This is a genomic window from Devosia sp. LjRoot16 (genome assembly GCF_964252795.1).
GTDB lineage: Bacteria > Pseudomonadota > Alphaproteobacteria > Rhizobiales > Devosiaceae > Devosia_A.
On sequence record NZ_CAXUPH020000001.1, the window covers coordinates 1,769,706 to 1,782,029 of the forward strand.

Genomic DNA, 12,324 nt, shown 5'->3' on the forward strand with positions numbered 1-12,324 from the left:
GAGTCCCGCCACTGGGGGACGGGGAGTCAGGCGATGAATGAGGCGGCAGCTGTCGATACGCGTGCGGCGCTGATCGCGCGGGCAGAGGGCTACCAGTCGTCGGAGCCAAGCTTTGCACGGTTCCTCAGGGCAGTGGCCGAGGCGACCGATCCCGAAGACCTCGCCATGCATCCGGTCGATGTGCTGGAGGCGACGTTCCGCAAATCATACGGCCGGTTGGGCAAGCGCGAGCTGGCCAGCCACAATGTCTATGTGGTGCCGCCGGAACAGCCGGGCGAGCTCGAGATCGTCGAGGTGTTTTCGGCCGATATGCCGTTCATCGTCGACAGCGTGCTGGCGGCGATCCGGGCGCGCGGCGGGGTGATCCGCTTCATCACCCATCCGGTGCTGCAGTTCGACCCGGCGACCTACCGGGTGCTCGACGTGCCGACGCCGGGCAGCCGGCTGGAGAGCTTCCTTCATATCGAGATCGAGCCGCTCGCCGATATCGTGCTGCGCGAGGCGCTGAAGGGCGAAATCGACGATACGCTTACCGATGTCGGCCGGGCGGTCGCCGGCTGGCGGCCGATGCTGGCGCGGGTGAAGAAGGCGATGGCCGACTGGCACGCTCACGCCCCCAAGGCGCCCCCGGCCCAGGTGGCCGAGGCGATGCACTTCCTCGGCTGGCTGGCCGAGCACAATTTCACCTTCCTCGGCATGCGGGAATATAAGCTCGAGCCGGCCACGGAGGTCGATGGCGTCGCGACACCGGCCAGGCTCGTGCCGGTGCATGACAGCGAGCTCGGCATCCTCGAGGACCCGAGCGTGTTGTTCCTGCGCTCGGGACCCAACTATGTCGAGATGACGGAGCAGCACTTCGCCTTCCTCGCCGAGCCGGCGCCGATCATGGTCAGCAAGGCCAATATCCGCTCGCGGGTGCACCGGCGCGCCTACATGGATTATGTCGGGGTGAAGCTCTACGACCGCGAGGGCGCCATTTCGGGCGAGCTGCGGATCCTGGGGCTGTTCACCTCGATGTCGCTGGCGGCGCCCAATACCGACGTGCCACTGATCCGGAAGAAAATCACCGAGGTGCTGCGCGAGGCCGGGCAGGATCCGCAGAGTCATGCCGGCAAGGCTTTGATGAATGCGCTCGATACGTTTCCGCGTGACGAGCTGTTCCAGATCTCCGAGCCGCAGCTCTACGAATTCGCGACCATCATCGCCAGCCTCGTCGACCGGCCGCGGGTGCGGGTGCTGAGCCGCATCGACCGCTTCGACAACTTCGTCTCGGTGCTCGTGTTCGTGCCGCGCGACCGCTACGATTCCGACGTCCGGGCGGTCATCGGCAGCTATCTGGCGCAAATCTATGAGGGGCGGGTTTCGGCGTTCTATCCGAGCTTCCCCGAAGGCGAGCTGGTCCGGGTGCATTTCATCATCGGGCGCAACGGTGGGGTGACACCGACGCCGAGCCGCGACGAGCTGGAGGCGGGAGTGGCGGAGCGCATCCGCACCTTCGGCGACCGGCTGGTGGCGGCGGCGCAGGATACTGCCGCCATCGCCGACTATCTCGAGGCCTTCCCGCCCGACTATCAGGCGGTGCACTCCGCCGAGGCGGCGCTTGGCGATATCGCGGTGATCCGGCTGCTGCCCGACGAGCGGGCGATTGCGCTGCGGCTCGGGGCCCGCGAGGGCCGCAGCGCCATGGGGCTGAAGGTCTACCACCGCGGCAGCCCGATCGCGCTCAGCGACCGCGTGCCGATGCTGGAGAATTTCGGCTTCCGGGTGATCGACGAGGACACTTTCACCGTCAAGCCGCTGCATGACGCCGAGACCTATGTGCACGACATGCTGCTCGAGGCCGAGGACGGGCTCGACCTCGATGACCGGGCGCTGGGCGAAAAGATCGAAACTGCCATCCTCGCGGTGTGGCGGCGGGAAGCCGAAAGCGATGGGCTCAACCAGCTGACGCTGAAGGCCGGGCTCGGCTGGGACGATGTCGAGGTGCTGCGGGCGCTGACCCGCTACCTCAAGCAGGTCGGCATCCCCTATTCGCGCGACTACCTCAATTCGGTGATGGCGCGACATGTCGATGTCTCGACGGCGCTGGTGACGCTGTTCCACGCCGAGAACGACCCGCACTTCGCCGGCGACCGCAAGCGCGCCACGGCCGAGGCGCGCGAGATCATCGCCGCGGCAGTGGAAGCCACCACCTCGCTCGACGAGGACCGCATCCTTCGCCGCTACCTCAATCTCACCGAAGCCGTGGTGCGCACCAATGCCTACCAACGCGACCAGTCGGGCGCGCGGCGGCCGGCGCTGGCGCTGAAGTTCGATTGTTCGAAGGTCGAGGCGCTGCCGGAGCCAAAACCCTATCGCGAGATCTTCGTCTATTCGCCGCGCGTCGAGGGCCTGCACCTGCGCTTCGGGCCGATCGCCCGCGGTGGCTTGCGCTGGTCGGACCGGCCGGAGGATTTCCGCACCGAAGTGCTCGGCTTGGTGAAGGCGCAGCAGGTGAAGAACGCCATTATCGTGCCGGTCGGGGCGAAGGGCGCGTTCGTTCCCAAGCAGACGCCTGTCGGAGCCGATCGCGAGACGGTGCTGCGCGAGGGGACGGTCTGCTACAAGATTTTCGTCTCGACCCTGCTCGACGTCACCGACAATCTCGAGGTCGATACGGTGGTGCCGCCACCCGACGTGATCCGGCGCGACGGCGACGATCCGTACCTGGTGGTGGCCGCCGACAAGGGCACGGCGAGCTTTTCCGATACCGCCAACGCCATTGCGGTTGATCGCGATTTCTGGCTCGGCGACGCCTTCGCCTCGGGCGGTTCGGCCGGCTACGACCACAAGAAGATGGGGATCACGGCGCGTGGCGGCTGGGAGGCGGTGAAGCGGCATTTCCGCGAGCTCGACCGCGATATCCAGTCGACGCCGTTCAGCGTGGTCGGTGTCGGCGACATGAGTGGCGACGTGTTCGGCAACGCCATGCTGCTGTCGCCGCAAACGCGGCTGATCGCGGCGTTCGACCATCGCGACATCTTCATCGACCCGGACCCGGATCCGGCAGTGAGCTTCGCCGAACGGCAGCGGCTGTTCGAGCTGCCGCGCTCGAGCTGGCAGGACTACAACCCGGAGCTGCTGTCGAAGGGTGGCGGGGTCTATTCGCGCAGCGTCAAGACGGTGCCGCTGTTCGCCGAGGCGCGGAAAGCGCTGGGGCTCAATTCCGACGCGGTGACGCCCAATGACGTGATCCGCGCCATCCTCAAGGCGCAGGTCGACCTGTTATGGTTCGGCGGCATCGGCACCTATGTGCGGGCCAGCAGCGAGACCGAGGCGCAGGCCGGTGACAAGGCCAATGATGCCGTGCGCATCGCCGGCGCCGAGATCCGTGCGCTGGCGGTGGGCGAGGGCGCTAACCTCGGGGTGACGCAGCTCGGCCGGGTCGAATATGCGCTGAAGGGCGGACGGATCAACACCGATGCCATCGACAACTCGGCCGGGGTGAACTCGTCCGATCTCGAGGTGAACATCAAGATCGCGCTCGGCGCGCTCACCCGCACCGGACAGCTGACCACGCAGGTGCGCAACGAGTTCCTTGCTTCGATGACCGACGAGGTGGCGGCGCTGTGCCTGAAGAACAACTACCTGCAGACGCTGGCGCTGAGTGTCGAGGAAGCGCGCGGGCTCGCGGCTTTCCCCGAGCATGTGGCGCTGATCGAGGGGCTGGAAGCCTCGGGCGAGCTGCACCGGGCGGTGGAGTTTTTGCCCGACAACGCGGCGCTGCGGCATCGGGCGCAGGGCGGCAAGGGGCTGACCCGGCCGGAACTGGCGGTGCTGCTCGCCTATGCCAAGAACGTCGCCAATGCGGACCTGTTGAAGACCGGGGTGCCGGACGATCCGTATCTGGGGCGCGAGCTCTATCGCTATTTCCCTGATCGGCTGATCGAGACTTTTGAGGATACGGTCACCAACCATCGGCTGCGCCGCGAGGTGATCGCCACGGTGCTGTCGAATGCCATGATCAACCGCGGCGGGCCGGGCTTCGTCAACGAGATGATGGCGGCTTCGAGCGCCGATGCCGGGCAGGTGGCGGCGGCCTATGCCGCGGCGCGCGACGTCTATGGCACGCCGGATCTCAACCGCGATATCGACGGGCTCGACGGTACCGTGCCGGGCAAGACCCAGCTGACGCTCTATGCCGAAGTGCAGGCGCTGCTGAAGCGCGAGACGCTGTGGTTTTTGAGGAACGGGCGGTTCGAGCATGGGCTGAGGCCGCTGGTCGATCGCTACCAGGATGGCATCGCCCAGGTCCGGGCGATGATCGGCGGGCTGCTCGGCAGCTATCTGGAAAACACCATCGGCGAGCGCACGGCGCGGCTCGAAGCTGCCGGGGTGACGCGCGAGATGGCGCGGCGCTTCGCCGAATTGCCGGTGCTGTCGCTCGGCACCGATATCGTCCTGGTGGCCGAGCGGACGCGGACGCCGGTGGCCGATACCGCCATCGCCTTTTTCGGCGTGCTCGATACGTTCAAGCTTGGCCGGGTGATCGAAGAGGGCAATGCCATTGTGCTGGGCGACAAGTTCGACCGCATGGCGCTCGACCGGGCGCTCGCCAACCTGCTCAGGGCGCAGCGCGATCTCACGGCGGATGCGCTGGCGACCAGTAATGGCGCGGTCGATACCCGGCTCAAGGCCTGGCGCGACGGCCATCCCGAAGCGATCGCCCGGGTGGCCGACGCGGTGCAGGGACTGACCGAGGGCGAGATGACGGTGTCGCGCCTCTCGGTCGCTGCCGGCCTGCTCGGGGACCTGGCAAGGAGCGCCTGAGCTCAGCCGTTGGCGGCTTGCGACGGTGCAGCGAGGGCTGACCAGTCGAAATCGCGCGCCCAGGCGTCGAAGGCGTGCCAGCGGACCTCGGGAAAGGCTTGGTGCAGCGCCGGGATATCGACGTCGTAGCCGACGCGGTCGAACCATTCGAACATGATGGCGCTCTCGGGGTCCTGCTGCCGCGCCGCGGCGAGAGGGATCTCCTGGTAGTGCACCGGCCGGCCGGTGGCGCGCGCGAGGATCGCGGCCTGCTCCGTCCCGGAGAGCTGGTCGCCGGCGATGTCGAAGCGCTTGCCGAACAGCGAGGCGCCGCGTTCGATCACCGCGGCAACGAAGGCGCCGATATCGGCGACGGCGATCAGCTGGTTGCTGCGCTGGGCCGGCAGCCCGAAGGCATAGATGCCGTTGCGCAGCGCTTCGATACCCCATGGCGCCACCACGTTTTCCATGAAGGCGACGGGCGCAACGATGGTGTGGGGGATGCCGAGCGCAGTGATCGCCTGCTCGATACGATACTTGCTTTCGAAATGCGGGATGCCGGTGGCCTTGTTGGCATCGGCGACCGAGGAAAACACCAGATGGCCGACACCGGCCGCCTTGGCGGCCTGGACCGCGGCGATGCCCTGTTCTGTTTCCACCTCAGGGCCGTTGCCCCAGAAGCTGGTGACGACGAACATCGCGTCGGCGCCACGAGCGGCGCGCTCGACCGAAGCGGGGTCGCTGAAATCGCCGGCAACGATCTCGGCTCCGGCTGCCGCGAGGCGGCGCGCGGCCTCGGTCCCGGGGTTACGGGTCAGAGCGCGCACCGCGTGACCCTTGCCGAGCAGGGCGCGGGCGACAGAGCCGCCCTGCTGGCCGGTGGCGCCGGTGACGAGGATGGTCTTGTTGGTGGTCATTTCGATCTCCGAGTTTGGTCCCGGAGATTTCGGTACTGACGGATTGAGCGACAACGAGCTATAGTCAGGAAACATCGTACCGCTGGGAGCTACAATGGTCGACCTGAACGACGTCGCGATCTTTGCCCGGGTGGTCGAGGCCGGCAGCTTCACCAGCGCCGCCCGGCTGCTCGGGCTGCCCAAGACCAGTGTCAGCCGCCGGGTCGCCGAACTCGAGCGGCAGGTTGGGGTGCGGTTGCTGCATCGGACCACCCGCAGCCTGAGGCCGACCGATGTCGGGCGGGTCTATTACGAACAGAGCAGTGCGGCGCTGCGCAGCATCGAGGCGGCGAACGAGCAACTGGCCGAGGCGCGGGCAGAACCCTCGGGCATCATTCGCGTCTCGGCGCCGGTCGGCTTTGCCGGGTTCTTCCTCATGCAGACGGTGTTCGAGTTCCTCGCAGCTTACCCCAAGGCCAGTGTCGAGTTGCTGCTCACCGACGACCGGCTCAACCTCGTCGAAGCGGGCATCGATATCGCTTTCCGCACCGGGGCACTCAGCGATTCGACGCTGGTGGCGCGCAAGCTCGGAGCATCGCACAAGGTGCTGTGCGCCAGTCCGGAATACCTCGCGACGCGGGGAGAGCCGAAACTGCCCGCGGACCTCAGAGCGCACGATTGCATCATTGCCGGGTCGGCCATCGCCGGAGCGCAGTGGGTGCTGGAAGGACCCGACGGGACAGAGACGGTTGCGGTCAGCGGCCGCATCGCCGCAAACACCATGGAGATCGCCACGGCAGCGGTGCTCAGGGGTTTTGGGATCGCGCAGTTGCCGGCCTCGGCGGCGGCGCCGTCCATTGCCGACGGTCGGCTGCAACGCGTGCTGCCCGACTATGCGTCGGCGGTGGGCGGCGTTTACGCGCTCTACCCCTCGAGCCGGCACCTGTCGCCGGCGGTCAAGGCTTTCGTCGAACTCGCCGCCGAGCGGCTGGGCCGGGCCGCGGCGCGCGAGGGCTGCGCGCCGGAAGTTTTGGCTCTGCCAGCGGCCAGCTAGACGTGCGCTCCACGATGCCAGCCGCCGCAACGGCCGGCGGTCGACTGGGGTTGGCAAGGCGTGGACGTTGAAGCGCGAGCCCGCGATGTGTATATTATGGTTCAATCATACACATCGGGGGTGTAATGCGCACCAACATCGACATTGATGACGAGTTGATTGCCGAGGTGATGAAGCTCACTGGCAAGACGACCAAGAAAGCGGCTGTGGAGGAGGCTCTCCTGCGAGTCGCCAAGACCTACCGGCTGCGCAAAGTGATCAACGAGATGCACGGACGCGGCTGGGATGGCGACCTCGACGAGATGCGCGGCGGCCCCTCGATCATCCATACCAAATGATTGTCGCCGACTCGTCGGTCTGGATTGCCAACCTGCGCGGCGAGGACACGCCGCCGACACGCTTTCTGCGCGCCGTGCAAGTCGAGAACGATTTGCTGATCGGCGACCTGATTGTCCTCGAGATTCTCCAGGGCGTTCGTAACGAACGGCAGGCAGCGGGGTACGAGGCCAGCTTCCTCGATCACGGTATGGTGCCGATGCTCGACGAGGCGGTGGCGCTGGCCTCGGCCCGCAACTTCCGCGAGCTGAGGCGCAAGGGGATCAGCGTGCGCAAGACCACCGACCTGATCATCGCGACTTTCTGCATGGTGCACGGGCATCACCTGCTGCACCAGGACCGCGACTTCGATCACTTCGAGACGCTACTGGGTCTGAAGGTCTTCCGCCCCCACTAGTGCCGGAAGTGCCTCATCCCGGTCATGATCATGGCGATGCCGGCGGCGTCCGCCGCATCGATTACCGCCTGGTCGTTCATCGAGCCGCCGGGCTGGATCACTGCGGTGGCGCCGGCTTCGACCGCCGCCAGCATGCCGTCGGGGAACGGGAAGAAGGCGTCGGAGGCGACGACCGAGTTGGCGGTGAGCGCGCCTTCGATGCCGGCGGCTTCGGCGGCGTCGATGGCCTTGCGGTGAGCGACGCGGCTTGAATCGAGGCGGCTCATCTGGCCGGCGCCGATGCCGACGGTGGCGCCGTCCCTGACATAGATGATCGCATTCGACTTGACGTGCTTGGCGACCTTCATGGCGATCTTCAGGTCGCGCAGCTCGGCGTCGGTCGGCTGCTTTTTGGTCACCACCTTGAACTCGGTGTCATCGACATTGCGATCGTCGCGACCCTGCACCAGGAGGCCCCCAGCCAGCGATTTCACCGTCAGGCCGCCGGCCTTGGGGTCGGCAAGCGCGCCGGTAAGCAGCAGGCGGAGGTTTTTCTTCGCGGCAATGATGCGGATCGCCTCCTCGGTGGCGTCGGGCGCGACGATCACCTCGGTGAACACCTTGACGATCTCGGTGGCGGTCGGCCCGTCAATGGTCTGGTTCAGCGCCACGATGCCGCCGAAGGCCGAAACCGGGTCGGTGCGGTGGGCCAGCTGGTAGGCTTCGATCAGCGATTTGCCGATGGCGAAGCCGCAGGGGTTGGCGTGCTTGATGATGGCGACGGCCGGCACCGCGGGGTCGAACTCCGACACCAGCTCGAAAGCGGCGTCGGTGTCGTTGAGGTTGTTGTAGCTCAGCGCCTTGCCCTGCACCTGGCGGGCGGTAGCAACGCCGGGGCGCTGCTCGCCGGTGGTGTAGAAGGCGGCCCACTGGTGCGGGTTCTCGCCGTAGCGCATCACTTCCTTCAGCCGGCCGGCGAACGAGCGATACGGCATCTCGGCATAGTCGAGGGTTCTGGCGAACCAGCTCGAAATCACCGAGTCATAGGCGGCGGTGCGGGCATAGGCCTTGGCGGCAAGACGCTGGCGCAGCTCGTAGGGCACGCCGCCCGAGGCGCGGATGTGCTCGAGCACCGCGTCATAGTCGGCGGGGTCGACGATGACAGTGACATAGGCGTGGTTCTTGGCCGCCGAGCGGATCATCGCCGGGCCGCCGATATCGATGTTCTCGATGGTCTCGTCGTAGGAGGCGCCCTTGGCGATGGTTTCCTCGAACGGGTAGAGGTTGACCACCACGAGGTCGATGGCGCCGATCTGGTGCTCGTCCATCGAGGCCTGGTGGGTGGGGTTGTCGCGCACCGAGAGCAGCCCGCCATGCACTTTGGGGTGCAGCGTCTTCACCCGGCCATCCATCATCTCGGGAAAGCCGGTGAGATCGGAGATGTCCCGCACGGCTGCGCCCGTCGAGGCGATGAGCTTGGAGGTGCCGCCGGTCGAGACCAGATCGACGCCCAGCCCGGCCAGCGCCTTGGCGAAATCGGCCATCCCGGTCTTGTCGAAGACACTGAGGAGGGCGCGCTTGATGGGAACGATGGCGTTGGACATGGGGGCTCCGTCACGGTTGAAGGGGGGCCCAGGCGAGCGGCAGCTGTCGTTCGCGTTCCCCGATGGTGGCCCATCTCTTCTCGCCAGTCGCGCGAACGCGGGCCTTATTGCAGAAACGGCTGACCTTGGAAAGATACCCGGTCAGTTCTCCTCGAGGGTAAAAATCCAGCTCACTTCGCTGGCGTCGGAGACGAGCGTATCGAGCACCAGTTGCTTGGTGCGGTGGAAGCCGAAATAGGCGGATTGCCGGACGCTGTCCTCGATCCGCATCTCGGCGCCCTCCCAGAGGAAAGTCCAGACCGCGCCGGAGTTGAGGCGCAGGCGGATCAGGTCGTCGGTCAGTTGCACCTCGGTCTGGTGGGCGAGGTGGAAGCGGATGGCGGCAGCACCGGAGACCCGGCTGCGATGGCGCACGAAGCGATCCTGCCCGACGAGGGTCTTGCCCTCAGCGAGCAGCGTCAGGTGGCGCTCGAGGGTGACGCCGAAGCGCTCGGCATAGCCATGCGAGGTGATGATCAGCGTGTCATCGGCACTGCGCGCCTCGATCTCGCTGGGGCGGCCGAGCTGGATCAGGCGCCCGGCCAATGGACCGGACGGCGCGATTGCCGCGGCCGACTGGGCGTTGATGGTAGGCGCCGAATGGGCGATGCCCTGGCGGAACAGCAGCGCGTCGTCATAGTCGGATGGCGCCGGGCCACAATTGCAGACGACGAGGTCGCGGCCGTGGCTGAACTCGAAGGCCATGGCGCTGGCATGGGCGTGAGCGGTGAACTCGGGATCGGCGACGAGGCCTGAATCCGCAACGACGATGGAGCGGCCGGCGATCAGCCGGCCATAGCCGCCGGCGGTGCCGGTCTGGCGGGCGCGGGCGGCGCTCTGCGCCTGGATGGCGACGATCAGGTCATGCGGCATCTGGCCGGTGCCGTTGAAATAGGCGGGCTCCCCGGTGCCGAGCGAGATGGCGTCGAGCGCCCGATGCATGCTCTCGGTCAGCTCTTCGAGGTCGCGCGAGGCCTGCTCGTGGTCGCGGCGCAGCGCCAGCTTGATGGTGATGAGCTCGATCAGCAGCTGGATCTGGATCTTGGCGGAGCGGGTACGGTGCAGCCCGTCCTCGTCGATCTGGGTGTCGACGAGGTTCAGCACGTGCCGCACCCGCGCCTCGACTTCGGAATTGGGCCGGTCGGAGCAGAGCGCCACGCCGACCAGCGCGATGGCGACGAGCAGCGCATCCACCGGATCGGTGGCGAGCAGCGCCCGGATCTTCAGCGATGAGATCTGGGTAGAGAGCGAGCGGGCGATCTGCTGGGTCTGCTCGAGCGAGGCGCCCTCGACGAGCAGGTTGTAGTGCCGCAGCCAGTTCAGCACGCGGCGGGCGGTGAGCGCCGGACTCCAGCTGTCGCGGTCGAAATGGCCCTCGCGCCCGATCCAGTCGAGCGTCATGGTGCGGGCGAAGCGACGCTCCTCGTCGGTGCGGGCATCACGGAAATGGCGCAACCAGGCGAAGGCCTGCAGGTCGTCCTGCCAGTCGTCGTGGTCGACCTCGAGCGAAAACGGCGAGACACCGTGCGTGTCGACGAGCTTGGATGCCAGCAGGTAGCGGCCCTGCATCATCTCGAGGATGGTTTCGCGATCGGTGGGACGGAACTCGGCCAGCGCGCCGATCAGGTCGTCATTGCTCGGGCCGGTCCAGGTCCAGCGGATCAGCGGATTGGTGACGATGTGATCGGCCGCGGACAGCAAGGTGCGGCGTGCGAGGAAACGCAGCGAATGTGCCAAGTCTACGTCCTCACATACGTTTGGCCGGCGGGCTCTGATAGGCCCGCGCGGACGACTTGCCAAGGGCCAGCCAAGTTACCTGGAAGAGGATTGCGTTTCGCTGAATCGCACTCCGCTCCATTCCCTGTTTGCCGCGAGATCGATCCCCGGATCGGGTCCGAGGAGGAAAGTCTGCAACTTTTCCTGATCTCGCTCTAGCCACGCCGGAAGCGTGCAACGAAGAACCCATCGAGGGTGCCGCCCTTATCCCCAGGAACCAGCATGCCGGGGTGGGTACGGATGAACCCCTCTGGGGTGATGGCCTCGGGGAGGCCGGGCAGTTCGTCGGCGCCGATGGGAGCGGGCACGACGTCGTCGCGGGCAGCGAGCCAGCGGGCCTGCTCCTCGCCTTCGCCGGGTTCGAGCGAGCAGACGCAGTAGACCAGCACGCCACCGGGAGTAAGCCACCCTAGCGCGCGTTCGATGAACCGGCGCTGAAGGGCGACGCGCCCGGCGATATCGGCGGCATTGCGGTGCCAGATCACCTCCGGGTGGCGACGGAAGGTGCCCGTTGCGGAGCAGGGCGCGTCGAGCAGGATGCCGTCGAACTTCTGGGCGGGCTCCCAGCTCAGCGCATCGGCGGTGACCACTTCCGGCGTCATCGCAAGGCGTGCAAAATTCTGCGCCATACGGGCGACGCGGTCGGGCTCGTTGTCGATGGCGGTGACGGCGTAGCCGGCATTGACCAGCTGCGCGGTCTTGCCGCCGGGAGCGGCGCAGAGATCGAGCACGCGGGCGCCGGGCGCGAGGGTCAGCAGCCGCGCCGGAATGGCGGCGGCGGCATCCTGCACCCACCAGCGGCCCGCTTCGAAGCCGGGCAGGGCCTCGACCGGGCGGTCGCGCTCGTCGATACGAACGGTGTCGGCGAGCACCGGGGCGGCGCCGAGCGCCTCGATCAGCTCGGGCTCGGCAGATTTGAGTGTCAGGTCGAGCGGCGCGCCGTCGAGCAGGGCGTCGGCAAAGTCCTCGAGCGCCTCCTCGCCATAGCTGTCGCGCCACAGCGGGCCGAGGGTTTCGGGGAACAGCGCCTGGTAGGGCAGGTGGCGCAGCGCATGCGCCTCGCCCTGGGCGCGGCGCAGCACGGCGTTCATCAGCTTCGACAGATGCTGGCTGCGGGTATCGCGCTTACTGGCCTCGACGGCGAGGAAGATGGCGCTGTGGTCACCCAGTTCGGGCAGGAACACCAGGTGCGCCAGGCTCAACCGCAGGATGGCCTCGAACGGCCCGGATTTCTTGGGGATGCCGCGGTCAAGGAAGCGCGCGATCATCAGGTTGAGCTGGCCGTGGCGGCGCAGCGCCACCGTCACCAGCTTGTTGGCCAGCGCGCGGTCGCGGCCATCCTCGATCTCGGCGTGCGAAAAGGGGGCGAAGTTCGCCCCCTTGAGTACCTGATCGAGCCGGTCGGCCGCGAGCAGCCTCAGCTTCAGTCCAGGCGGGTGTTTCTGTTTCTTCAAC

General features: G+C 67.0%; 8 protein-coding genes and 1 riboswitch. Of the genes, 4 read left to right on the forward strand and 4 right to left on the reverse strand.

Annotated features, from left to right (window positions below):
* The first annotated feature begins 33 nt into the window (after positions 1 to 33).
* A complete protein-coding gene (locus tag ACSQ23_RS08420) occupies positions 34 to 4,809 on the forward strand; it encodes an NAD-glutamate dehydrogenase (protein ID WP_436090325.1) in 4,776 nt (1,591 codons plus the stop codon).
* 2 nt (positions 4,810 to 4,811) lie between these two features.
* Here ACSQ23_RS08420 and ACSQ23_RS08425 read toward each other — a convergent pair whose 3' ends face one another.
* On the reverse strand, positions 4,812 to 5,705 hold the full coding sequence (locus ACSQ23_RS08425; RefSeq protein WP_436090326.1) for an NmrA/HSCARG family protein: 894 nt from the start codon (positions 5,703 to 5,705) through the stop codon (positions 4,812 to 4,814).
* A 94-nt stretch (positions 5,706 to 5,799) separates the two neighbouring features.
* On the opposite strand from ACSQ23_RS08425, the gene ACSQ23_RS08430 reads away from it, so the two are divergent.
* The 3 genes from ACSQ23_RS08430 (at position 5,800) to vapC (ending at position 7,471) form a co-directional block, all read left to right on the forward strand.
* Positions 5,800 to 6,738: a LysR family transcriptional regulator gene (locus ACSQ23_RS08430; RefSeq protein WP_436090327.1), complete on the forward strand. Its 939-nt coding sequence runs from the start codon at positions 5,800 to 5,802 to the stop codon at positions 6,736 to 6,738.
* Between the two features lie 125 nt (positions 6,739 to 6,863).
* Positions 6,864 to 7,076: a type II toxin-antitoxin system VapB family antitoxin gene (locus tag ACSQ23_RS08435; protein ID WP_436090328.1), complete on the forward strand. Its 213-nt coding sequence runs from the start codon at positions 6,864 to 6,866 to the stop codon at positions 7,074 to 7,076.
* Positions 7,073 to 7,471 carry a type II toxin-antitoxin system VapC family toxin gene (gene vapC / locus ACSQ23_RS08440; protein WP_436090329.1) on the forward strand — a complete coding sequence of 133 codons (399 nt, stop codon included), beginning with the start codon at positions 7,073 to 7,075 and terminating at the stop codon, positions 7,469 to 7,471. The genes ACSQ23_RS08435 and vapC overlap by 4 nt, the downstream gene beginning before the upstream one ends.
* Here the strand turns inward: vapC and purH are convergent.
* The 3 genes from purH to ACSQ23_RS08455 all read right to left on the reverse strand — a co-directional run bounded on the left by purH (position 7,468) and on the right by ACSQ23_RS08455 (position 12,323).
* Positions 7,468 to 9,054 (reverse strand): bifunctional phosphoribosylaminoimidazolecarboxamide formyltransferase/IMP cyclohydrolase, encoded by a 1,587-nt coding sequence (gene purH / locus ACSQ23_RS08445; protein WP_436090330.1) that lies wholly within the window; start codon positions 9,052 to 9,054, stop codon positions 7,468 to 7,470. The genes vapC and purH overlap by 4 nt on opposite strands.
* A 19-nt stretch (positions 9,055 to 9,073) precedes the next feature.
* Positions 9,074 to 9,155, reverse strand: a riboswitch (ZMP/ZTP riboswitch).
* 40 nt (positions 9,156 to 9,195) lie between these two features.
* Positions 9,196 to 10,830: a heparinase II/III family protein gene (locus ACSQ23_RS08450; RefSeq protein ID WP_436090331.1), complete on the reverse strand. Its 1,635-nt coding sequence runs from the start codon at positions 10,828 to 10,830 to the stop codon at positions 9,196 to 9,198.
* Positions 10,831 to 11,024: 194 nt separating this feature from the next.
* Positions 11,025 to 12,323: an RsmB/NOP family class I SAM-dependent RNA methyltransferase gene (locus tag ACSQ23_RS08455; RefSeq protein ID WP_436090332.1), complete on the reverse strand. Its 1,299-nt coding sequence runs from the start codon at positions 12,321 to 12,323 to the stop codon at positions 11,025 to 11,027.
* Between the last annotated feature and the right edge of the window lies 1 nt (position 12,324).